23 protein-coding genes are annotated in these 22,179 nt (G+C 68.9%); 17 read left to right on the top strand and 6 right to left on the bottom strand.

Annotated features, from left to right (window positions below; translation table 11 throughout):
- Positions 1 to 2 precede the first annotated feature (2 nt).
- Genes OHB24_RS11790 through OHB24_RS11775 form a run of 4 tightly spaced genes read left to right on the top strand, consistent with a single transcriptional unit; the run spans position 3 to position 5,235 of the window.
- On the top strand, positions 3 to 1,907 hold the full coding sequence (locus OHB24_RS11790) for an acetyl/propionyl/methylcrotonyl-CoA carboxylase subunit alpha (RefSeq protein ID WP_327639015.1): 1,905 nt from the start codon (positions 3 to 5) through the stop codon (positions 1,905 to 1,907).
- Complete coding sequence (locus tag OHB24_RS11785; RefSeq protein ID WP_327639014.1) at positions 1,904 to 3,061, top strand: acyl-CoA dehydrogenase family protein; 1,158 nt, start codon at positions 1,904 to 1,906, stop codon at positions 3,059 to 3,061. Before OHB24_RS11790 ends, OHB24_RS11785 begins: the two co-directional genes overlap by 4 nt.
- Before the next feature lie 13 nt (positions 3,062 to 3,074).
- Complete coding sequence (locus OHB24_RS11780; protein WP_327639013.1) at positions 3,075 to 4,631, top strand: AMP-binding protein; 1,557 nt, start codon at positions 3,075 to 3,077, stop codon at positions 4,629 to 4,631.
- A complete protein-coding gene (locus OHB24_RS11775) occupies positions 4,624 to 5,235 on the top strand; it encodes a TetR/AcrR family transcriptional regulator (protein ID WP_327639012.1) in 612 nt (203 codons plus the stop codon). Before OHB24_RS11780 ends, OHB24_RS11775 begins: the two co-directional genes overlap by 8 nt.
- Here the strand turns inward: OHB24_RS11775 and OHB24_RS11770 are convergent.
- Positions 5,208 to 5,381 carry a helix-turn-helix domain-containing protein gene (locus tag OHB24_RS11770; RefSeq protein WP_327641053.1) on the bottom strand — a complete coding sequence of 58 codons (174 nt, stop codon included), beginning with the start codon at positions 5,379 to 5,381 and terminating at the stop codon, positions 5,208 to 5,210. The two genes, OHB24_RS11775 and OHB24_RS11770, sit on opposite strands and share 28 nt — an antisense overlap.
- A gap of 388 nt (positions 5,382 to 5,769) precedes the next feature.
- Between OHB24_RS11770 and OHB24_RS11765 the strand changes: the two genes are divergently transcribed.
- Both OHB24_RS11765 and OHB24_RS11760 read left to right on the top strand, forming a co-directional pair.
- Positions 5,770 to 5,904, top strand: coding sequence for a hypothetical protein (locus OHB24_RS11765; protein ID WP_327641175.1), 135 nt, complete (start codon positions 5,770 to 5,772; stop codon positions 5,902 to 5,904).
- 89 nt (positions 5,905 to 5,993) lie between these two features.
- Entirely contained in the window at positions 5,994 to 7,118 is a 1,125-nt protein-coding gene (locus OHB24_RS11760; RefSeq protein WP_327639011.1) for an MFS transporter, read from the top strand.
- On the opposite strand, the gene OHB24_RS11755 is transcribed toward OHB24_RS11760, so the two are convergent.
- Complete coding sequence (locus tag OHB24_RS11755) at positions 7,094 to 9,343, bottom strand: NACHT domain-containing protein (RefSeq protein WP_327641052.1); 2,250 nt, start codon at positions 9,341 to 9,343, stop codon at positions 7,094 to 7,096. The two genes, OHB24_RS11760 and OHB24_RS11755, sit on opposite strands and share 25 nt — an antisense overlap.
- 163 nt (positions 9,344 to 9,506) lie before the next feature.
- On the opposite strand from OHB24_RS11755, the gene OHB24_RS11750 reads away from it, so the two are divergent.
- The 3 genes from OHB24_RS11750 to OHB24_RS11740 are packed head-to-tail and all read left to right on the top strand — an operon-like array spanning position 9,507 to position 12,144.
- Positions 9,507 to 10,955: an MDR family MFS transporter gene (locus OHB24_RS11750; RefSeq protein ID WP_327639010.1), complete on the top strand. Its 1,449-nt coding sequence runs from the start codon at positions 9,507 to 9,509 to the stop codon at positions 10,953 to 10,955.
- 17 nt (positions 10,956 to 10,972) lie between these two features.
- A complete protein-coding gene (locus tag OHB24_RS11745; RefSeq protein ID WP_327639009.1) occupies positions 10,973 to 11,995 on the top strand; it encodes a GNAT family N-acetyltransferase in 1,023 nt (340 codons plus the stop codon).
- Complete coding sequence (locus tag OHB24_RS11740) at positions 11,992 to 12,144, top strand: hypothetical protein (protein WP_327639008.1); 153 nt, start codon at positions 11,992 to 11,994, stop codon at positions 12,142 to 12,144. Before OHB24_RS11745 ends, OHB24_RS11740 begins: the two co-directional genes overlap by 4 nt.
- A 224-nt stretch (positions 12,145 to 12,368) precedes the next feature.
- Here OHB24_RS11740 and OHB24_RS11735 read toward each other — a convergent pair whose 3' ends face one another.
- Positions 12,369 to 12,800 carry a MarR family winged helix-turn-helix transcriptional regulator gene (locus OHB24_RS11735; protein WP_327639007.1) on the bottom strand — a complete coding sequence of 144 codons (432 nt, stop codon included), beginning with the start codon at positions 12,798 to 12,800 and terminating at the stop codon, positions 12,369 to 12,371.
- Positions 12,801 to 12,828: 28 nt separating this feature from the next.
- Here OHB24_RS11735 and OHB24_RS11730 point away from each other — a divergent pair, with 28 nt between their 5' ends.
- Positions 12,829 to 13,227, top strand: coding sequence for a MarR family winged helix-turn-helix transcriptional regulator (locus OHB24_RS11730; RefSeq protein WP_327639006.1), 399 nt, complete (start codon positions 12,829 to 12,831; stop codon positions 13,225 to 13,227).
- Between the two features lie 372 nt (positions 13,228 to 13,599).
- Here OHB24_RS11730 and OHB24_RS11725 read toward each other — a convergent pair whose 3' ends face one another.
- Entirely contained in the window at positions 13,600 to 13,773 is a 174-nt protein-coding gene (locus OHB24_RS11725; protein WP_327639005.1) for a hypothetical protein, read from the bottom strand.
- A gap of 227 nt (positions 13,774 to 14,000) precedes the next feature.
- On the opposite strand from OHB24_RS11725, the gene OHB24_RS11720 reads away from it, so the two are divergent.
- Genes OHB24_RS11720 through OHB24_RS11700 form a run of 5 tightly spaced genes read left to right on the top strand, consistent with a single transcriptional unit; the run spans position 14,001 to position 19,650 of the window.
- On the top strand, positions 14,001 to 15,296 hold the full coding sequence (locus OHB24_RS11720) for an XRE family transcriptional regulator (RefSeq protein WP_327639004.1): 1,296 nt from the start codon (positions 14,001 to 14,003) through the stop codon (positions 15,294 to 15,296).
- 9 nt (positions 15,297 to 15,305) lie between these two features.
- The gene (locus OHB24_RS11715; protein ID WP_327639003.1) at positions 15,306 to 15,857 is read left to right on the top strand and encodes a GNAT family N-acetyltransferase; all 552 of its coding nucleotides are present in this window, start codon (positions 15,306 to 15,308) and stop codon (positions 15,855 to 15,857) included.
- 33 nt (positions 15,858 to 15,890) lie between these two features.
- Positions 15,891 to 17,540, top strand: a complete 1,650-nt coding sequence (locus tag OHB24_RS11710) for a PHP domain-containing protein (protein ID WP_327639002.1) — start codon at positions 15,891 to 15,893, stop codon at positions 17,538 to 17,540.
- A gap of 8 nt (positions 17,541 to 17,548) precedes the next feature.
- Positions 17,549 to 18,430: an oxygenase MpaB family protein gene (locus OHB24_RS11705; RefSeq protein ID WP_327639001.1), complete on the top strand. Its 882-nt coding sequence runs from the start codon at positions 17,549 to 17,551 to the stop codon at positions 18,428 to 18,430.
- A 20-nt stretch (positions 18,431 to 18,450) separates the two neighbouring features.
- Positions 18,451 to 19,650, top strand: coding sequence for an ROK family transcriptional regulator (locus tag OHB24_RS11700; protein WP_327639000.1), 1,200 nt, complete (start codon positions 18,451 to 18,453; stop codon positions 19,648 to 19,650).
- Positions 19,651 to 19,672: 22 nt separating this feature from the next.
- On the opposite strand, the gene OHB24_RS11695 is transcribed toward OHB24_RS11700, so the two are convergent.
- Positions 19,673 to 20,269, bottom strand: a complete 597-nt coding sequence (locus OHB24_RS11695; protein ID WP_327638999.1) for a ParA family protein — start codon at positions 20,267 to 20,269, stop codon at positions 19,673 to 19,675.
- 260 nt (positions 20,270 to 20,529) lie between these two features.
- On the opposite strand from OHB24_RS11695, the gene OHB24_RS11690 reads away from it, so the two are divergent.
- The gene (locus OHB24_RS11690) at positions 20,530 to 21,051 is read left to right on the top strand and encodes an RNA polymerase sigma factor (RefSeq protein WP_327638998.1); all 522 of its coding nucleotides are present in this window, start codon (positions 20,530 to 20,532) and stop codon (positions 21,049 to 21,051) included.
- Positions 21,048 to 21,296, top strand: a complete 249-nt coding sequence (locus tag OHB24_RS11685; protein ID WP_327638997.1) for a hypothetical protein — start codon at positions 21,048 to 21,050, stop codon at positions 21,294 to 21,296. The genes OHB24_RS11690 and OHB24_RS11685 overlap by 4 nt, the downstream gene beginning before the upstream one ends.
- Here OHB24_RS11685 and OHB24_RS11680 read toward each other — a convergent pair.
- Complete coding sequence (locus OHB24_RS11680; RefSeq protein ID WP_327638996.1) at positions 21,293 to 22,153, bottom strand: NAD(P)-dependent oxidoreductase; 861 nt, start codon at positions 22,151 to 22,153, stop codon at positions 21,293 to 21,295. The two genes, OHB24_RS11685 and OHB24_RS11680, sit on opposite strands and share 4 nt — an antisense overlap.
- Positions 22,154 to 22,179: the final 26 nt, after the last annotated feature.

Raw genomic sequence — 22,179 nt, 5'->3', positions numbered from 1 at the left:
GAATGATCTCTTCCGTACTGGTCGCCAACCGGGGCGAGATCGCTCGCCGGGTCTTCCGGACCGCACGTGCGCTCGGCCTGTCCACGGTCGCGGTCTACTCGACGGCCGATGCGCGGATGCCGTTCGTCGACGAGGCGGACGCCGCCGTACAGCTGCCCGGGAACACCCCGGGTGACACGTATCTGCGGGCCGAGTTGATCGTCGAGGCGGCCCTGCGGGCGGGCGCGGACGCCGTACATCCGGGGTACGGCTTCCTGTCCGAGAACGCGGCGTTCGCGCAGGCGGTGATCGACGCGGGGCTGACCTGGATCGGGCCGCCCGTCGATGCGATCTCGTCGATGGGGTCGAAGATCGAGGCGAAGAAGCTGATGGCGGCCGCCGGGGTGCCGGTCCTCGCCGAGCTGACTCCGGCCGAGGTGTCGGCGTCCGATCTGCCCGTGCTGGTGAAGGCGTCGGCCGGCGGTGGCGGGCGCGGGATGCGGGTGGTGTCGCGGCTGGACGATCTTGCCGCCGAGATCGACGCGGCGTCGGCGGAGGCGTTGTCGGCGTTCGGCGACGGGACCGTGTTCTGCGAGCGGTACCTGGCGACCGGGCGGCACATCGAGGTGCAGGTGATGGCCGATCAGCACGGCACGATCTGGGCGGTCGGCGAACGCGAGTGCTCGATCCAGCGCCGCCATCAGAAGGTGGTCGAGGAGGCCCCATCGCCGCTCGTCGAACGGATCCCGTCGATGCGGGCGGAGCTGTTCGACGCGGCGCGGAAGGCGGCTGCGGCGATCAACTACGTAGGAGCGGGGACGGTCGAGTTCCTCGCGGACGAGAAGGGCGCGTTCTACTTCCTGGAGATGAACACGCGCCTCCAGGTCGAGCACCCGGTGACGGAGGAGACGACGGGCCTGGATCTTGTTGAGCTGCAGTTCGCGGTCGCTGCGGGTGAGCGGCTGCCGGTGGATCCGCCGCCGACGGTTGGGCATGCGATCGAGGTCCGGTTGTACGCCGAGGACCCGTTGAACGACTGGCGTCCGCAGACCGGTCGCCTGCACGCGTTCGAGGTCGGTGCACGGGGTCTGCGGGTGGATTCGGGGGTGGAGGACGGGTCGGAGGTTTCGCCGTACTACGACCCGATGCTGGCGAAGGTCATCGCCTCCGGTCCCGATCGCAACGCGGTCGCGCGACGACTCGCCGGAGCGTTGGAACGCGCGACGATCCACGGGGTCGGAACGAATCGCGAGTTGCTGGCGTGGATCCTTCGGCATCCGGCGTTCCTTGCCGGCGACACCGACACCGCGTTCTTCGACAAGCACGGGGTTGGAGCGGGGCCTGACGACGCGGTGGTGCAGGTGTCGGCGTTGGCTGCCGCGTTGGCGGATGCGGCCGGGCGGGCGGCTCCGGTGCGGGTGCCGAGCGGGTGGCGGAACCTCGCGTCGCAACCACAACGCAAGAGCTACCGGGTGGGCGACGTGGTGCACGAGGTTGCCTACCGACACACCCGCGACGGCTTGGTTGTCGACGGCAACATCACGCTCCTGGACAGCAGTCCGGAGCGGGTGGTGCTGGAGGTCGACGGCGTACGGCGGTCCTTCGACGTGGCGGCGTACGACGGGGTCACCTGTGTGGACTCGTCGCTGGGCAGTGTCGCGCTGTATCCGGTGGAGCGGTTCGTGGATCCGGCCGACCAGGTCGCGGCCGGGTCGTTGGTGGCGCCAATGCCGGGCACCGTGATCCGGGTCGGCGTCGCGGTCGGAGACGTGGTGAAACAAGGTCAGCCGCTGTTGTGGCTGGAGGCGATGAAGATGGAGCACACGATCGCAGCCCCGGCGGACGGGGTCGTCGGTGAGTTGAAGGTGGAAGCAGGACAACAGGTCGAGGTCGGCGCCGTACTGGCCGTGGTTGGGGAGGACGCATGAGTTTCACCGAGTCCGAAGAGCGTAGCGAGCTGCGGAAGGTCGTCAGCGAGCTCGGCGAGAAGTACGGCTACGAGTGGTTCAACCGGCAGGCTCGTACAGGCGGTCACACCACCGAGCTGTGGCTGGAGGCCGGGAAGCTCGGGTTCCTCGGTGTGAACCTCCCCGAGCAGTACGGCGGCGGAGGCGGCGGCATGGCCGACCTGTCGATCGTCCTCGAGGAGCTCGGCGCGGCGGGCTGCCCGCTGCTGATGATGGTCGTCTCACCGTCGATCTGCGGCACCGTGATCTCGCGTTTCGGCACCGACGAGCAGAAACAGCAGTGGCTCCCCGGTCTCGCCGACGGTACGACGATCATGGCGTTCGCGATCACCGAACCCGATGCCGGCTCGAACTCGCACCAGATCACCACCACGGCCCGCCGTACCGACGACGGCTGGTCGCTGACCGGGCGCAAGGTGTTCATCTCCGGACTCGACGTCGCCAAGGCGATCCTGGTCGTCGGACGCACCGAGGACGCCCGCACCGGGAAGCTCAAGCCGGCGCTCTTCATCGTGCCGATCGACGCGCCGGGCGTGGAGTTCCGGCAGATCGAGATGGACCTGATCAGCCCGGACAAGCAGTACGCGTTGTTCCTGGACGACGTACAGCTGCCGCGTGAAGCGCTCGTCGGGTCCGAGGACGCGGCACTGATGCAGTTGTTCGCCGGCCTCAACCCGGAGCGGATCATGGCGTCCGCGTTCGCGGTCGGCATCGCGCGGCACGCTCTGGACAAGGCCACGGCGTACGTCAAGGAACGGCAGGTCTGGAAGGCGCCGCTCGGCGCGCACCAGGGACTCGCGCACCCGCTCGCGCAGATCAAGATCGAGCTCGAACTGGCCCGCCTGATGATGCAGAAGGCTGCGGCGCTGTACGACGCGGGCGAGGATCTCGCGGCGGGTGAGGCGGCCAACATGGCGAAGTACGCGGCGGGCGAGGTCGCCGTCCGTGCCACCGACCAGGCCGTGCAGTCCCTCGGCGGGAACGGCATGACGGTCGAGTACGGCGTGGCGTCGCTCGTCGCGGCGTCCCGCGCGACCCGGATCGCGCCGGTCAGCCGGGAGATGATCCTGAACTTCGTTGCACAGCACAGCCTCGGACTGCCTAAGTCGTACTAGAAGGAGTGGGGCAATGATCATCACCAGCGAATTCCCGCCTGTCGAGGTGCTCGACGTACCGATCCACGACGCCGTGCTCGGCAGAGCCCAGGAGTACGGCGACCGGGCGGCGATGGTCGACGGCGTGACCGGTAAAGAGCTGAGCTACGCCCAGCTGGACCACCTGACCCGGCGGGTCGCGGCCGGTCTGGCCGAGCTCGGTATCCGGCACGGCGACGTGATCGCGCTCTACAGCCCGAACACGATCCTGTATCCCGTGGTGTTCTACGGCGCCACCCGCGCCGGCGCGACCGTGACCACGGTGAACGCGCTCTACACCGCGGACGAGCTGCACAAGCAGTTGATCGACTCGAAGGCGAAATTGCTGGTGACGATCTCGCTGTTCCTGCCGGTCGCGACCGCGGCAATCGAGGGCACCGCGGTCGAGCAGATCCTCGTCTGCGACCAGGCCGAGGGGTACCGCTCAGTGCAGGAGCTGTTCGCGTCCACGGGTCCGGAGCCGGTCGTGACGATCGATCCGGCGGTGGACGTCGCGGTACTTCCGTACTCGAGCGGGACGACCGGGGCAGCTAAGGGCGTGATGCTGACGCACCGGAACATCGCGACGAACATCTCGCAGGCGGAGGTGATGATCACGCTCGCCGAGGAGGAGCGGATCATCGCGATCCTGCCGTTCTTCCACATCTACGGCCTGTCGGTGTTGATGAACCTGCCGCTGCGACTCGGCGCCACGGTCGTCGTGCTGCCGAAGTTCGACCTGCAGCAGTTCCTGACCACGCTCGACGAGCAGCGGATCACGCGGGCGTTCGTCGCGCCGCCGATCGTCCTGGCGCTGGCGAAGCATCCGGCCGTTGACGGGGTGGACCTGTCTGCTTTGAAGCACGTCACGTCCGCGGCGGCGCCGTTGGACGGTGAGCTGGCCGAGGCGTGTGCGAAGCGGCTCGGGTTGCACGCCGTACTGCAGGCCTACGGGATGACGGAGTTGTCGCCGGGCACACACGCCGTACCGCAGGACGACCAGGATCCGCCGCCGGGTGCGGTCGGGAAGCTGTTCCCGTCGACCGAGATGCGGCTGGTCGGGGCCGATGGCAACGATGCGGACGAGGGCGAGATCTGGATCCGCGGACCGCAGGTGATGAAGGGGTACCTCGGGCGGCAGGCGGAGACGGACGCGACGATCGACGCGGACGGCTGGCTGCACACCGGCGACATCGGGCGGGTGGACGCGCGCGGCTACCTGTATGTCGTGGACCGGGTGAAGGAGCTGATCAAGTACCACGGGTACCAGGTGCCGCCCGCGGAACTGGAGGCCGTGCTGCTCACCGACGACCGGATCGCGGACGCGGCGGTCATCGGGGTCAATGCGGACGGCCACGAAATACCGAAGGCGTTCGTGGTGCCCATGCCGGGAGTGAAGCTGACGGCGGACGACGTCATGGAGTACGTCGCCGCGCGGGTGGCGCCGTACAAGAAGATCCGGCAGGTGGAGTTCATCGACGCCGTACCGAAGGCTGCGTCGGGGAAGATCCTGCGGCGTGAGTTGCGGGCTCGTGAGGCCAAGCGTGAGTGAGGTTCTGAAGGCACCTCAGCAGGACCGGTCGCGGGCTACGCGGCAGAGGTTGCTGGAGGCCTCGGTCGAGTCGCTGGCCGAGGTCGGGTACGCCGCGACGACGGTGTCGGTCGTCGCGGCGCGGGCCGGGGTGTCGCGGGGTGCGGCGCAGCATCACTTCCCGACGCGGGCGGACCTGTTCGCGGCGGCGGTCGAGTACATGACCGAGGTACGGTTGGCGGAGATCCGTGCGCAGGCTGCCGCGTTGCCGAGCGGGGCTGGGCGTACTGAGGCGATCGTCGGGATGCTGGCGGACGTCTACACCGGGCCGCTGTTCCGGGCCGCACTGCACCTTTGGGTGGCGGCGTCGACGGAGGAGGCGTTGCGGCAGCAGACCGTGCGGCTGGAGTCACATGTCGGGCGGCAGGCGCACCGCGCGCTGCTGGAGGTGCTGGACATCAGTGAGCGGACTCCTGGAGTGCGGGAGACCGTGCAGGGGGTGCTGGACATGGCGCGTGGTCTTGGGTTGGCTGACCTGCTGACCGATGACAGTGCGCGGCGACGCGGCATCGTCCGCCAGTGGAGCCGAATCCTTGATCAGGCTCTGCGTGAACCGGGCGTGTGACCGAAGGCGCGCCTGAAGGTGTCAATGAACGCACTGGTCGACGCCCAGCCGCACCGGTGCGCTACCTGAGTCACAGAAGCTCCCTCCGCTAGAAGCCTCAACGCCTCATGCAATCTGAGCTGTGTGCGCCACTGCGGGAACGTCATCCCCAGGTCGGTTCTGCACAAGCGGCTGAGAGTCCGCTCACTCGCACCGACCACTCGTCCGAGCTCTGTCAGCGTCCTGCCCTCCGCAGGGTTGTCCCGCAACAGATCGCAAACAGCGGCCAGGCGGGCATCACGTGGTGCAGGTAGATAGGTAGGCCGCTGGGCCGACCGCCGAAGCTGGTCCAGCAGTACACCCCGCAGGCGCTGTAGCTCATCAGGTTGGTTGTCTGTAGGACCTGTGTACGTGAGGATCAGCTCTCGGAGGAGGGGGCTCACTACTAGGGCTGACGGGGCGTCTAGTTCTAGTGGATTCTCTTGCAGGCCGACGGTGTGGAGGGTGGTCTCGCCGTACGCGCGGTGTTGGTGGATCGTGCCGGCTGGGATCCAGATGGCTCTCGTGGCGGGGGCTACCCAGCTGCCGGCGTCGGTGGTGACGGAGAGGACGCCGCGGCCGGCGTACACGATCTGGTTCCGGTCGTGCCAGTGCGGCTCGATGCCGCCACCGGCGTGGATCGGGCGGTGACCAGTGGTCGCGGGACGTTGGCGGATTTCCGACATGAATTGGCATTTTATCGGAAGCCGGACAACCGCCCCGGCCGTGACGATCGAGTGGTGCGGAAACTTCGACCGATCGGGCTGATGGCCACCGGCCACGCGTGCGTGGACATCTACCAGGGCTGCGTGCCGGCGCTCGTACCGTTCCTGGTCGCCGAGCGCGGCCTCGGGTACGTCGCTGTCTCCGGCATCACGTTGGCCGCGACCCTGCTGTCCTCGGTCGTCCAGCCCGTGTTCGGCGTACTGACCGATCGCCGCCCGCTGACCTGGCTGATCCCGATCGCGATGACCACCGCTGGACTCGGCATCGCCCTCCTCGGCGTCGGCCAGAGCTACTGGCTGATGTGGTTGGCAGCTGCGCTGTCCGGGCTCGGCGTCGCGGCGTACCACCCCGAGGCCGCCCGGATGGCCCGCCTCGTGAGCGGTGGCAGCCATGTCGGGATGAGCTGGTTCTCGGTCGGCGGGAACGTCGGGTTCGCGCTGGCTCCGGTCCTGGTCACACCGATCATCGCCGCGGGCGGGCTGTCGCTGACGCCACTACTCGTCGTACCGGCGCTGTTCGGCGCCACGATCACCACGTGGGCGGTCCGCTCGCGCACCGCCGTCGCAGTCACCCGCGGGCACACCGAAGGGACGGACGACTGGCCGTCGTTCCTGCGGTTGTCGCTGATCATGATCTGCCGGTCGATCGTGTTCGTCGGCCTCGGGACCTTCATCGCGCTGTACGCCGGCGAGCGGGTCGGCGGCGGTACGACGACCGGCGGGATCGCCCTGTTCATCCTCTTCGCCGCAGGCGCACTCGGCACGCTCCTCGGCGGCCGCCTCGCCACCCGCTACGGACGGATCCGCACACTGCGGACGTCGTACGCCGTCGCCGTACCAGCGATCGCCTGCCTGGTGTTCGTACCCGGGCCGGCGTTCTTCGGCTTTCTCGCGGCGACCGCGATCGCGATGTCGATCCCGTTCTCGCTGCATGTGACGCTGGGCCAGGACTTCCTCCCCGGCCGCGTCGGCACCGCGGGCGGCATGACTCTCGGCCTCGCCGTCAGCATCGGCGGCGTCGCCACCCCGGTCCTCGCCACGATCGCGGAGCACACCTCGCTGCGCCTCGCCCTCAGCCCACTGATCGCGTTGGTCTTGTGCAGCAGCCTGATCGGCTACGCCCTGAACGAACCGGCTTGAGTGCGAGCCGCGCGTTCTGTGATGCGACGGTCGACCTTTGCTGCGAGCTCGTCCGGTGTGCACTCGGCCAGGTGGTCGCGGACGAGCAGGTGGATGAACGAGTACTGCGCACGTCCGGTGCGGGCCAGCACGTGGCGGTCCGCGGCGTACTGCAGGAAGGCTCGGCGGTGCCACGGCAGGTATCCGGTCCAGCGGAGTAGCGAGTCGTGCAGCAGCCGCGACAGCGGGCCGGCGAGGACAGGCGGACGACGACGCCACGCCTTCGCTGCGACCGTGCCAACCACGATCCCCGCGACCGCCTCCAGTTGCGGCGACGCCAGGTCGGCTCCTAAGACCAGTGCAACCAGGAACGCGACAGCAGCCCCACCAGCGACCCACGGGTCCATCCGCCACCCCTTGTCGGCTGTGGTGGGGAGGTGGTCGGTCGGCAGCGACTTCACCATCCGGATGGCCTGAGCAACCAGCAGGCCGATCGCTACCCCACAGGCGAAGGCGGTGGCGTCGCCGAGGCTCAGGGTGACCCAGCTCGTCACCACGACCACAGCCAGCCGTACGCCGAGGAGCAGTCGCCGCCGGTTGTTGTGGAACACGATCAGCTCGACACCGTAGGCTCCGGCGACCACGGCGGCCTCGACCACGAGCGCGGGCTTGGCGGTGAGCAGTTCAACCAGTCCAAGCGCCGCGACAGTCACGGCGACAGTCATCGCCGTACCTGCGAACAAGATGAGGGCGAAGAGCGGTACGCGGTCCGGCCCGCTCCCTTCGCGCTTCTGCCAGGGGTGTGGGAGCAGGTGGACGAGCAACAGCGCAGCGCCCGCCACTGCGAGTCCGGCGAGTACGCCGTACTGCGCGAGCATCACCAGTGTCACGCCGGCAGTCAGTGCAGCGAACAACGCGGGCAGGCACACCGCGTGCGTCAGGTAGTCGACCTCCGGCAGTGACAACCCGTACCACCCGTCAGGCACCATCCACCGCGGTACGGCGGTCCTGTCACCGGCACGGCGTCGAGTCCACCAGGCCAGACACCACAGACGTCGTACGGCGGTCTTCGCGTCGTACTGTCGCGCGGTCTGGCGGTTTCGGGCGAGGACTTCGCAGATGTAGGTGTCGAAGAGCTCCCGGCGTAGGTCGGCGACGCCGCGGGCAATCACCTCCTCCGGCTCTCGACCCTGGTACGCGAGGACCATCACGTTGAGCATCAGCGGCGAGTTGACGAGCTCCCAGAGTGCGTCGTCGTGCTCGATCGCAGCCCGCGCACCGTCGAGTGCCGGTCCGACAGTGGTGAAGTAGTCGAGGACCTGTTCTCTCGTGAGCGGTCTGATGTGCACAGCGCCGAACAGTCGCAGCTTGTTGGGGAGGCGTTCGTAGTCGTTCGTTCGGCACGTGACTGCGAGCTGGCCGATCCGGTAGTTGCGGCGGAGCTCCTCCAAGACCGGTGCGAGCTTGGCTCGGTTCGGCTCGGCGATCTCGTCCAGTCCGTCGAGCAGCAGGGTCAGCTCGCCGTTGCTCAGCCAGGTGCGTCCGACAGCGGGTGGGATGCCGTAGCGGTCGTTGAGCTCGTACAGCAGCCAGCGGACGAAGCCCGCGACCAGTGGGCTGTCACTGGGCTCGTCGTCGTTCTGGTGCGACGACTGCGCGGTCCAGCCGGCCAGGTCGACCAGGACCGGGATGGGCTGGTCCTTGTTGGCATGTGCTTGCTTGGCGAGGTTCCGGGCGAGGTCGAGGAGCAGGGTGGTCTTGCCCGCACCGGGTGCGCCGAGGATCAGCATCGAGTCCTGCAGCTCGTCGAAGACACCTGCGATGTCCGCTTCGTTCGGTACGCGCCGTGGTGCGCTGTCGAGCGGCTGGACGAACAGGTCGTACGGACGGACCACTACGCCGGGATGCTCGTCCAGGGCCAGGGCGACGCGGGTGCGCTCGGCGAGCGAACCGGCCCGACGTTCGGAGAAGTACCGGTCGATGCGGGCGAGTGCGTTGGGGCGGTTGCGCGGCTGGTCGGCGCCGCGGTTGGAGATGGTCGGCAGGCGGCGGTCGCGGACCTCGAACAGGGCGGTCAGGACCGCGACGACCCAGAGCACGCCGATCGCCGGCCAGACCCATCCGACGTACGGCTCGAGGAAGGCCGGTGCGGTGCCGCCGGTGCCGACGTTGATCGCGATCGGCAGCAGCACCAGGGCGAGCGAGACAGTCACCACGAGCACGACGCCACGCAGCAGTGCCCGCATCCTCACCCCCCGGAGCGTAATCGCCCGTGAGCCCACAGTCCCGGCCGGGCGCGTCGCCCCGTCTTGCACTCGACCGTCCTGCCTCGTCGTACCCCAGGGGACGTCCAGTGGGCGGGCTGTGGGTAGGGGAATAGTTGTCGGTTCACATACATTGGTGGGTGATATGACTACGGAACACATCGACCGGACGGGTGTGGGGCTTCGGTCGGAGCGAGGCCCGATCCTGCTCGCGGTGATGCTGAGCGTCGGGCTCGTCGCGATCGACGCGACGATCCTCGCCACCGCCGTACCGTCGGTCGTCGCCGACCTCGGCGGATTCACCCAGTTCCCCTGGCTGTTCTCGATCTACCTGCTCGCACAGGCCGTGTCGGTGCCGATCTACGGCAAGCTCGCCGACCAGCGCGGACGGAAGCCGATCATGCTGCTCGGCGTCGGGCTGTTCCTGCTCGGGTCGGTGCTGTGCGGGTTCGCCTGGAGCATGCCGGCGCTGATCGCGTTCCGGCTCATCCAGGGCCTCGGCGCGGGCGCGATCCAGCCGATCGGGATGACGATCGTCGGCGACATCTACACGGTCGCGGAGCGCGCCAAGGTGCAGGGCTACATCGCCAGCGTCTGGGGCATCTCGTCGTTCGTCGGCCCGACGCTCGGCGGCGTGTTCTCGGACTTCATCTCCTGGCGGTGGATCTTCTTCGTGAACATCCCGCTCGGGATGGCGGCCGCCTGGGTGCTGGTCCGCCGGTTCGACGAGAAGGTGGCGGAGAAGACCAGCCACCGGATCGACTACGCCGGCGCGATCCTGCTCGCGGTCGGCGGTTCGCTGCTGCTGCTCGGGTTGCTCGAGGGCGGCGTGATGTGGGCCTGGGACTCGCCGACGAGCATCGTGATCCTGGCCGCGGCCGTCGTACTGCTGATCGCGTTCGTGCTGGTCGAGCGGCGCGCGGCCGAGCCGATCCTGCCGCTGTGGGTGCTCAGCCAGCGGGTGCTGAACTCGGCGAACTCGGCGGCGTTGCTGATCGGTTTGCTGATGATCGGCCTGTCGACGTACGTGCCGCTGTTCGCCCAGAGCGTCCTCGGTACGTCGGCGCTCGTCGCCGGGTTCACGCTCGCCGCGATGACCCTTGGCTGGCCGATCGCGGCGTCCCTCGCCGGGCGGATCTACCTGCGCGTCGGCTTCCGTACGACGATGTTGATGGGCTCGCTGATCGTCGTCATCGGCGCCGGTGTGCTGCTCACGGTCAACGCCACGAGCGACGTACTGCACCTCGCTGCGGCCTGTTTCATCATCGGGATCGGGCTCGGGTTCTCCGCGTCACCGTCGGTCGTGGCGGCGCAGTCGTCGGTCGCGTGGCAGACGCGCGGTGTGGTGACCGGGGCGAACATGTTCGCCCGCTCGGTCGGCAGTGCGGTCGGTGTCGCGGTCTTCGGCGCCGTGGCGAACGGCGTCGTCGCTGCCCGCCTGGGAGACGACCACGCGGACCTGGAGAAAGTACCCGCCGGGATCCTGGCGCCCGCCATCCACGACGTCTACTACGGCGCCGCCGCAGCCGCCGTCCTCCTCGTCGCAGCCGTCCTCTTCATGCCCAACCGAATCACCGAACACCCGGTCCGCTAGCTCAGTAGGTTGGAGCTATGCGTGCGGTCGACTGTGTTGGGGCATTGATCCGGGACTCCGGGCATCGCGTCTATCTGCAGCGGCGTACGGCGGGGCGGCGGTTGTTGCCGGGGATCTGGGACATCGTCGGTGGGCATCTGGAGGCGGGGGAGACGCCTGAGGAGGCGCTGGCGCGGGAGGTCGAGGAGGAGACCGGCTGGAAGGTGCGCGACATCGTCTGGACTGTCGCCGACTGGGAATGGGAGTGGGAGGGTCGGGTACGGCGGGAGGTCGACTACCTCGTCACCGTCGACGGAGACCTGACCCGACCGCGCCTCGAGGCCGGCAAGCACGATGCGTCCGCTTGGGCCGGACCGGGCGACCTTGACCTGCTCATGGTGAACCGGACCGACGGCGACCGGCGGCTGCGGGACCTGGTGGCTCATGTGGTCCGGACGCGGTTCACAGACCGCCTCCGGCTGGAGCCGATCACTGGTCCGAACGGTGTGCTGCCCGGACATGAGGCGGACCTGGTGCGGCTGTACGCGGACCCGTGGGTGGCTCGGTGGTACGACGGGTCGTGTTCACTGGAGGAGGCAGCCGCGCGAGCCGCCGAACAGCAGGCGGGCTGGGAGCGGGACTCGGTGTGCAAGTGGATCGCGTACGAGCGGTCGAGCGGCGAGCTGGCCGGACGGGGCGGAATGTCCCGGATCCCCGCCGGTACGCCGACCGCCGAGGCCATCGCCGCGCTGGTGGGACCCGAATGGACAGGCCTCGAACTCGGCTGGGCCCTCGTCGAGTCGGCCCGCGGCCGCGGCCTCGCCACCGAGATCGGCCGCGCCGGCCTCGACTACGCCTTCACCACCCTGAACGCCACGTCCGTGATCGCGTTGACGGAACAGGTCAACACCGCGTCCCAGGCCGTGATGAAGCGCCTAGGCATGCAGTACGCCGGGGAGATCCACGCAGAAGGCTGGTCCGCCGGCAAACCCGACGTACAGCCCGACGCACCCTTCGCGGTCTACGTAGCCAATTGGGATGGTCGGTTCGTGGGCGCGTGATGCTGCGCGCCACCGCCTGGGCGGGAACTGAGCCGGTTGACCCGGGCACGCGCCGAGTGGTGACGGACGGCGTACGGGTGCTGCACGACCCCGAGCAACTCCTCGCGGACCTGGTCCGCGCCTGCAGCGGACCAGAAGCGGACATCTGACCCGCACGGCCGCTCGATCCGGCTGCTTTCCGGAAAGAAATTGGCGCGTAGAGCCAAAAATGTTCCGAAGAGCTGGCCCAGCAGTCCGGCTGGACGCCCCGTTCGCTGTCCATGTCCGGGGCCGGTGATCACCCCGCGGCGGGGTTGAACAGGTTATTTCCTGTCCCCTGCCTCCAGTTCCTGTTCGCTGCCTCAGTTCCTGACCACCGGACCTGGGCGGACATCTAGCGGTCCAGGGCGGTTACGAAGCGGGTCAGGAGGGTTGCGAAGGCGGTTTGTTCTTCGGGGGTCCAGTCGTTCATCGCGGTGGCGAAGTGGGTGCGGCGGTGGGTGTGGACTGCTTCTAGTTGGGCTCTGCCTGCGGGGGTGAGGGCCAGGTTGGTGCGGCGGCCGTCTGCCTGGTCCGCTTCTCGGCGGAGGAGGCCTGCGGTGACTGCGGCGGCGACCAGCTTGCTGGCGCGGGGCTGGTCTACGCCCAAGGCGGTGGCGATGCCGTTCACGCCGAGGGGAGCGGGGTCGGCTGCCTCGACGGCGTCCAGGACCTCTTGGACCGAGTCCGGTCCGCCGGACTGGACGGCGAAGGTACGACGGGTTTGCCGCCGGCGGATCGCGATCATCGCCGCCTCGACCTCGGCGACCGGGTCCGTCTTGTCCATGCACCACTCCAACTATATGCTCGTTGACATGTATATGTCAGATGACAACAAGCCTATCGGCTGGTGGCTGAAAGAGGTCGACCGCCTGCTCGAGGAGTCGTTCGAGCGGGTCCTCGCCGACGACGGGCTCACGCGACGCCAGTGGCAGGCGCTGAACGCCGCGGCCGGGCCGCGCAACACCGCAGGGATTGCCGAAGCGCTGGCTCCGTTTCTGTCCGGCGCGGAAGAGCTCGCTGCCGTCACGGACCCGTTGGTCGAGCGGGGCTGGCTGACGGGTGAGACGCTCACGGCGGACGGCGAGCGCGCGCTGCAGGCGCTGAGCACGAAGGTTCAGGCGCAGCGGCGGCGGGTCACGGCCGGCGTCTCGGACACGGAGTACCTGGCGACGGTCGGCGTACTCCGCCGGATGGCCGCCAACCTGGCGTGAAAAGGCTCCGAGTGTGACCGCCCAGGCGCGGCGGTCACACTCGGAGCCGGCCACCTCAAGGGGGAGGTTCCCGGTGAGGTGTCGGGAGCCTCCGGTGTCCTACCGCCCAGGACACTCGGCCCTGCCTGGCCCGAGGTGTCGGCCAGGAGGTGGGTTGGAACGGCTGGGCGGCGGCGATACAGGGAACTCAACCGCCAAGCCCAGCCGGGTCGGGAGGGCGGCGCGGTCCGGAGCTGAGGAGTGCTCCGGACCGCACCTCGGGTTTCGTCCGGGACTGAGGAGTGCCACGGACCTTCCAAGCGCCGACCCTGAACGTGAGGAGACTCCAGGGTCAGCAGACCGGGTCTGAGGAGGACCCGGAAACTGCGGTTTTCAGTCGGCCGAGTCGAGCGGGCCGAGCAGATCGTTGGTGACCTTGAGACCGGCGAAACGGCGCCGCATCGCTTGTTCGTAGCGGGCTGCCAGGGGCGCCTCCGCGACGTACTGCGCGATCACGTGCTCGCCGAACCAGACCCGGACTCTGCGCCGGTGCTGCCTCGACGTCATTTCCGCGATGGTCACAACTCTCACCCCGTAACTCTCAGGCCTTGCAACCAGTTGGACTTACTGGTTGTCATGGCAGTAATGGTGCACGAGCCCAACGTGACCGCTCTAGGACCTGGACCGGACCTTTGCCGGACCTCTTCCGGTCCTCTCGCGGACATCTGGGGGACAGCACCTTGTCGTGGGGCACAAGTCGAGACAACGTCTGACTGACGTGAACGGGAGGAACGATGGCGAGTAGGTATGCGCCAAAGACGGTCCTGGCGCACCTGATCCAGCGCCGGAACCAGACCTACTCCGAGATCGTCGCCGAGTTCGTCGAGCTGGGTGGAACCATCACCGAGCGGCACCTGCGTCGCCTCGCATCGGGCGAGCGCGCAGGGACCACTCCTCAGACCCGGCGCACCCTGCAACGTCTGTTCGGCAAACCGGTCGAGGAACTCCTCGCGCCGTACGTGCCGGAACAGGCCGCCCAGGTGGTGCCGGCACCTGCCGCGAGTGGACGGATCACGACAGGTAATGAGATGGAGGTTCTCGACATGGCTGCCAGCCGCGCGAGGGCATTTGCCCTCGCGGCCCAGTCCGGTCTCGGAAGCGAGGCCATGGAACAGGTGTACGACGACGTACGCCACGCCGCCCAGGCGTACCCGCAGCGTCCACTGCCGGAGATCCTCGGCCAACTGGTCGAGACCCAGGACCTGGTGTTCGGCCTGCTGGAGAGCCGTCAGCGCCCGGACAACCACCGCCAGCTGTACTTCCTGGCCGGTGTCACCGGCGGTCTGCTCGCCAAGGCCTCCCACGACCTCGGCAACCCGCACGCCGCGCTGACCCAGGCGCGGACCGCGTTCATGTGCGCCGACAACGCCGACCACCACGGCCTGCGCGCCTGGGTGCGTGGCCTGCAGTCCCTGGTCTCCTACTGGGCCGGCAACCCGCACGACTCGGTGCGGTACGCGCAGCTCGGCGCCGGGTACGCCGAGCAGGCCAACAGCACCACCAGCGTCTGGCTCCCGGTCAGCGAGGCCCGCGCCTGGGCCGCGCTCGGCAACCCGGAGGCCACCCGGGCCGCCTTGGAGCGGGCCGAAGAGGCGTGGAACTCGGTGCACAACGACGACCTCGACGACATGGGCGGCCTGTGCACGTTCGGCCGCAACCGCCAGCTCTACTACGCCGCCGACGCGCTCGCGCAGCTGCCCGGTGAGGTCGAGCAGGCCCAGCGGTACTCGAGCCAGGCCGTCGACGCGTACACCGACCAGAACCACCCGGAGTGGGCCTTCGGCGACGCCGCCGGCAGCCACGCCGCGATGGCGATCACCCGCATCGCGAGCGGTGAGCTGGACGGCGCGGCGGACGCGCTGGCCCCGGTGCTGACGCTGCCGACCGAGCGCCGGATCAACGGCGTGGTGCACTCGGCCCGCCGGGTCCACCAGGCCCTGCGGCAGTCCGGTCACGCCGACGACGCCCGCGAGCTCCAGGAGGAGATCGAGACCTTCACCCGGACCCCGATGCAGACCTACCCCCGGTAGCCTGCGCGGATGGAGGAGCTCAGCGGACGGCTGACTGTACTGCGGGAATTCCGGACAACGGACCTCGACGACTACCTGGCCATCGCCGGTGACGACCGGGTCACCACGTGGATGGCGTTCGACAGTTACGACCGCGCCAAGGCCGAGCAGAGCCTGGCCGCCATCGTGGCGCGGGCCGCGCAGGAGAACCGCCCCGACTACATGCTCGCCGTGACCCGGCCGGACGACGATCGCGTGATCGGGTTCGGCCGGATCGCGCCGAGCGGGTCGTGGACCGCCAAGCTCGGCTACGCGATCGGCGCGGACCACTGGGGCCACGGGTACGCCACGGACGCGGCGCAGGTGCTGCTCGACTTCGCGTTCGGCCCCCTCGGCCGGCACCGCGTCACGGCCGCCATCGGCCCCGAGAACGAGGCGTCCGTCGCGGTCGTCAAGCGCCTCGGCTTCACCTACGAGGGCCACCTCCGCGACCACGTCTTCACCAACGGCGCCTGGCGCGACTCCCTGCTCTACTCCCTCCTCGAAGCCGAACATTCACCCAGGAGTCACTCGGAGCCTTGACCTGGTTTGTCAGGACCAGCAAGGTTGCGCGTCATGGTGACGCAACAGGTGCCGGAGTGGGCCGACCCGAAGATTCCGGAGCGGGAGCTGGATCCGCAGGGGGTGTCGCGGCGGACCCTGATGCGCGGAGCCGGGCTGCTCGGGGCGGGATTCGCGGCGGCCGCTGTGACGACGCAGGAGGCGGCTGCGAGTACGGCGTACTCGGAGAGCGATCCTGAGCTCGTCTATCTGGTCGGGGACCATCACGTCCACAGCAGGTACAGCCACGACGCGAAGTACGACTTCAGCCAGCTGGCGCAGCGTGGTGCGCAGTACGGCCTGGACTGGATGGCGTTCACCGAGCACAGCAACTTCGGGCACGCCGACAAGGGTGCGGCGGCCGAGAACGCCGAGGTCCTGAAGGCCCGTGCGGAGAACCCGCGGATGCTGGTCTTCCAGGGGCTCGAGTGGTACATCCCCGCCGCCGAGCACGGCACCGTCCTGGTTGCCCCCGGTGCCAACAACGTCTCCTTGCTCCAGCAGTTCGAGCGCGAGTACGACGGGAAGCTGACGACCCGCTCCGCTGACACACCGGACAACGAACTGCACGCGGTCAAGGCCCTGCAGTGGCTGGCGGCGCAGAAGCAGGCGAGGTACGTCGATGACGTACTGGTGCTCGCCAACCACCCGATGCGCCTCGGCATCGACGCGCCGCACGAGCTGCGCGCCTGGCGGGACAGCGGTGTCTGTATCGGGATGGAAGGCGCACCTGGTTCGCAGGGCGACGCGGACCCGGCGTGGGTCGCGTACCGCGGGTCTACGCATGCGCAGCGCGGTGAGTACGCCAACGCGCCAGGCTCCGGCAGCTACGCCGGCTACCCGGCCGACGCCTACCGGACGTACGGCGGCTTCGACTGGGCGACCGCGACCGTCGGCGGGCTCTGGGACAGCATGCTCGCCGAAGGCTGGCTGTTCTCGATCACCTCCAACAGCGACAACCACCGGACCATCTGGGACACCTGGAAGGACGGGGAGTTCCCGGCAGGTCAGAACTTCGACAGTCTCGGCTGGAAGCCGTCGCCGACGGACTCCGGCGTACCGCAGCCGGGCAGCGACTTCTGGCCTGGTCAGTTCAGCAGGACGCACGTCGGTGTCACCAAGTACGGCTACCTCGAGGTGATGGCTGCTCTGCGGGCTGGACGCGTCTGGGTGGACCACGGGCAGCTTGTGGACGGTATCGACGTACGACTGGCACCTGTGGGTTCAAAGCAGCGTGGTGCGACGCTGGGCGGGCGGCTGCGCGTCCAGAAGTCGCAGCGGCTCGAACTGCGCGTCACCGTGACCAGTGCGTCCCGGCCGAACTACCACGACCTGCTGCCGAAGCTGGCCCACGTAGACGTCATCCGCGGTGTGGTGACCGGTCCTAGTGCGGACCGGGACAGCTGGAAGGCTCCTGACACCAGGGTGGTCGAGCAGGTCGACGTACGGCGGAAGTCGGGCACGTACGAGGTCCGCATCCCGTTGGGACGCGCGGAGCGGTCGCACTACGTCCGGGTGCGTGGCAGCGACGGTAGGCGGAGCGGGCCCGGGTACCTGGGCAGCCGCATCGACCCGGCGGGCCCGATTCAGCACCCGGACAACGACGGCGACCCGTGGCTCGATACCTGGCTCTACACCAACCCGATTTTCGTCGACGTGGTCTAGTTGGTGGTGTGGTAGCCAGCCAGCTGAACCCGCTGCGTGACGGGCTCGCGCGGATGATTCTGACGAAGGTCGCGGGGCCGGACCCGCATGCTGAGCGCGACCGGGTGCACAAGACGCCCGGTCCGCGCTGGTTCGCGCCGGACAGTCCGATCCGGCGAGTGCACGGGGACGCGTCGATGTTCGCCGGGGGACTGCGGGCGTTGCTGCTGCAGTCGTTGCACCCGCTGGCGATGGCGGCCGTGGCGGCGCACTCCGGGTACCGGGGCGATCCGTGGGGGCGTCTGCGACGTACCAGCTACTTCCTGGCGATCACGACGTACGGCGCGATCGCGGACGCCGAGGAGGCGATCGCACACGTCAGGTCCGTGCACGAGCGCGTCCGCGGGACCAGCCCGGACGGGGTGAAGTACCGGGCGTCGGACCCGCACCTGCTCAAGTGGGTGCATGTGGCCGAGGTGGACAGCTTCCTCGCGGCACACCAGCGCTACGGCGCGCATCCGCTCAACGCGGCGGAGCAGGACCGGTACGTCGAGGATGCGGCGCTCGTGGCCGGGAAGCTCGGGGTGATCGACCCGCCGACCACGGTGGCCGAGCTGCACGACCTGCTGAAGCAGTACCAGCCCGAGCTCCGCGGTACGACGGAAGCACGCCAAGCCGCCCGCTTCATGCTGGTGCACCCGCCGGTGCCGTGGGCCGTGCGACCCGCGTACGGCGTACTGACAGCTGCTGCGGTCGGTCTGCTTCCGTGGTGGACCAGGCTGCCGCTACGGCTCCCGTACCTCCCGCTGGCCGAGCAGACCGTCGTACGGGCGGCAGGGGACGGACTCACTCGAACCATCCGCTGGGCACTCGCCTCACCAACACTGGCAGAAACCGGCGCGGAGGCATGACGCGCCGGTAAGTTGTCCTCGTGCCGCTGCGTCCTCATCGTCCACTCCCGTTGGCCACTCCGGCGGGAGTCGAGGTGCTGACCAAGATCCTGACCCAGGGGCCGATCCCGCGGGTGGAGATCGCGCGCCGGACCGGGCTGTCGCAGGCGGCCGTGACGAAGGCGGTCGCGCCGCTGATCGAGACCGGGTTCGTCACCGACCAGGCGGCTCCGGCGGACGGCGACGGCCAGCTCGGGATCGGGCGGCCGGTGAGCCCGCTGACCGTCGTACCGAGCAGCGTCTCGGTGATCGGGGTCAAGGTCACGCCGACGAGCCTGATCGGCGTCACCACCGACTTCACCGCGGGGATCCTCAACGTGCGGCACGAGGACCTGGACAGCACCGACCCCGAGGCGGTGATCGAGCAGCTCGCCGGGCACGTGAAGGCGCTGATCGCGGCGCTCAAGTCCGGTACGGCGGTGGCCGGTCCGCTCGCCGGGATCGGGATCGCGGTGTCGGGCGACGTCGACGCGGCTCACGGCGTCGTGCGGGACTCACCGCTGATGGGCTGGCGTAGCGTCCCGGTCGCGGAGCTACTCGGCAAACGGGTTCGCGTACCGATCGTGGTGTCGAACGACGTCCGCGCGCTGACCGTGGCTGAGCACTGGTTCGGGGCCGGGGTGAACGCGGACTCGTTCGCGGTCGTGACGATCGGCTCTGGTATCGGCTGCGGGCTCTACATCAACGGCGAGGTGGTGTCCGGGGCGTACGGCGTCTCGGGCGAGCTCGGCCACCTGCCGCTCGCGCCGGGCGACCTGGTGTGTACCTGCGGCCGGCGCGGTTGCGTGGAGACCGTGGCGTCGTCGGACGCGATCCTGACGCGGGCGCGGGAGACCACCGGGCGAGCGGACCTGGACCTGGCCGGTGCGATCAAGTTGGCGCACGAGGGCAACGAACACGCGCGCGAGGCGTTCGACCGGGCCGGTGAGGTGATCGGCGCCGCCCTGGCCGCGATGGTGAACCTGGTCGGGCCGGAGCTGGTGATGATCGCCGGCGAGGGCGTCGCGGAGTACGACCTGTACGAGGAACGGATGCGGCGCGCCTTCGCGGAGCACGCGTTCGGCGCGGCCGGGGACTGCCGGCTGATGCTCCGCTCCCACACCTTCGACGACTGGGCCCGCGGCGCGGCCGCGACTGTGCTCCGCTCGTACGTTCGAGGCGAACCGCCCCTCCAACGCTGAACGGAGCACTGCCGGCGAAGCGTCAGGTCCGTGCGGCGGCGAGGATCTTGCGCCAGACCTTCTTGTAGGACTCGAGGCCGTCGGCCGCGAGCGGTCCGGTCGGCCCGGCGGTGATCGAGACCCGCTCGGGGATGGTGCCCCAGACCGGGATGTTCTCCTGGGCGTACTGCTGCATGGCTTCCTGGTACGAACGCGTGTAGGTACGCGCCGAGCAGATCACCAGGCCGACCGGTACGTCGTCCGGGACGAGCTCCAGCACGGCCTTCACGCGGGGTGTCTCGACGCCGCCAACGCGGGTCGGGATGACCACGATCCGGGCCCGTTCGAGCGCCTTGTTGAGCATCCGCTCGTGGGACGGGGGCATGTCGACGATGCCGATACCCTCCGGCGGGACCTTGTCCACCGCCTTGCTCAGCAGGCGCTCGGTCGGCGCCTCCGCGATCTCGATCCTGTTCAGTTGGTCGTCCTCGGACTCCGCGATCCAGTCCGCGGCGCTACCCTGCGGATCGGCGTCGATCAGAGTGGCTGTGCGACGGTTGGAGGATGCCAGCGCGGCCAAGTACACCGACGTGGTTGTCTTCCCGACCCCGCCCTTCAGTGCAGCTGTCACGATGATCATGGAAGAGAACTTACCCGGTTTTGTCCGAAATCCGGCGTGTCATCGGCGTTGCCCGCCAAGATCGTGATAGTTGCCCCCGGCCCGTGTGAACAAGCTCAAGCCCGCTTCAGCCTGAATCCTTTCGCCGGGCCGGTGCCTCTTACTCCCGAAATCGCACCCGATGAAGGAGCTCACCATGACCGTCACCCTGATCGTCGCGGCCGTCGTCGCCGTCCTCCTGCTGGGCACCTGCAGCGTCGTCGTACTGCGCCGGAGGGCCCGTGGCTGACCTCGACGAACAGCTGATCCGCGCCGCTCAGCAGGGCGACGTCGACGCCCTCACGGCACTCGTCGCGGACTCGCATCCGACCGTACGGCGGCTCGCCCGGACGCTGTGCGCGACACCGGAGGACGCCGAGGACGCGGCGCAGGAGGCGTTGATCATCCTGTACCGCAAGATCGGCATGCTCCGCGCGACGAGCGCCCTCACGTCGTGGATGTTCCGCATCATCCGCAACGAGTGCATCCGCCGAGCACGCGCCGTACTGCGCGACCAGCCAATGGCCGCCCAGACGGCGCCCTCGGCGGAGGAGGAGGCGCTGCGCCAACTGGAGGCGCAGGCAGTTGCCGCAGCCATCGCGCAACTGCCGGCCGACCAGCGCAGCGTCCTGATCCTCCGCGACGTCCAGGGCTACAGCGGCCCGATGGTCGCCAAGGCCCTCGGCCTCACGGTCCCTGCCATGAAGTCCCGTCTGCACCGCGCCCGCAGCACCGTGCGCGAATCCCTGGGAGCCCCCACATGACCTTCGCCAGCACCTCGCTGCCCCGTCACCTGGTTCGCGGCGTCATCGGCTTCGGCAGCCTGATCGCCGCCTTCGCCCTGATGCCGGCCATCGGGCCAGTCAGCCTCCTGCTCCTTCCCGTGACCCTCCTGGCCTTCCGGGGCTGCCCCACCTGCTGGGTCATCGGCCTGATCGAAGCGATCTCCCGCGGAAAGCTCCAACGCGACTGCGTCGACGGTCAGTGCAAACTGACCACGGCCGCCTAGCTGGGCTTCCGGACGAGTTCGACCAGCGCGCTCAGGCCGTCGGCGCCGTACCCTGCGGCGTCTGCGCGGGCGAACAGTGCGGCCACCGCGCTCGGCACGGTTGCGTCGAGGCCTGCCTCGGCGAACGCCTGTACGACGTGCTCGGCCCCGACGGCCTGCATGTGGAGGTTGTTCTCAGCGCCGGGATGTTCACCGGATTCCAGTTCCGCGGTCAGGATGCGGAGGAAGCCCATAGGACCGTCCTCGGCCAGGTCGGTGAGCATCGTCGCGACGTACGGGCGTAGTTGTTCGGCGTTGCCGACCAGGCTCGCCGAGTAGAAGTAGCTGATCAACGTGGACCAGAAGATGTTCAGCATGGCCTGGTAGTAGAGCATCGCCTGGCCGGGGTCGGTGCCGACGTGGTCGACCCGGCCGAGCACCTCCAACGTCGCCTGGTGTGCGGCGAGGGCCTCCTCAGGACCGGCGTAGAACACGTACGACCCGGGCTGGCCGATCCCCGGTGGCGGCACCATGATGCCGCCGGTCACCAGCGTCCCGCCGCGCTCGACCACCCATTCAGTCGCCTTCCGCAACCGCTCCGGGCTGTCCGAGCTGAGGTTGAACAGGACCCGCCCCCGCAGGTCCGCGTCGGCCAGCGAATCGAACATCGCGCCGTAGTCGACCTGACTGATCACCACGACCTTGCTCGCGGCCACCGCCTCGGCCGCGGTCGCCGCCGGTACCGCTCCCAGACCGTCCGTCTTGCCGGGCGTCCGGTTCCAGACGGTGGTCGGATGGCCGGCCGCGACGAACGTCCTGGCCATCATGGACCCCATCGAACCGAGCCCGATCACTGTCACTGCTTCACGTGAACTCATGCACCCGATGCTCGAAGAACCCGCTA

It is taken from the genome of Kribbella sp. NBC_00482, from assembly GCF_036013725.1.
GTDB lineage: Bacteria > Actinomycetota > Actinomycetes > Propionibacteriales > Kribbellaceae > Kribbella.
Note: the sequence above shows the minus strand (reverse complement) of the source record. Positions and strands in the feature narration are given on the sequence as shown.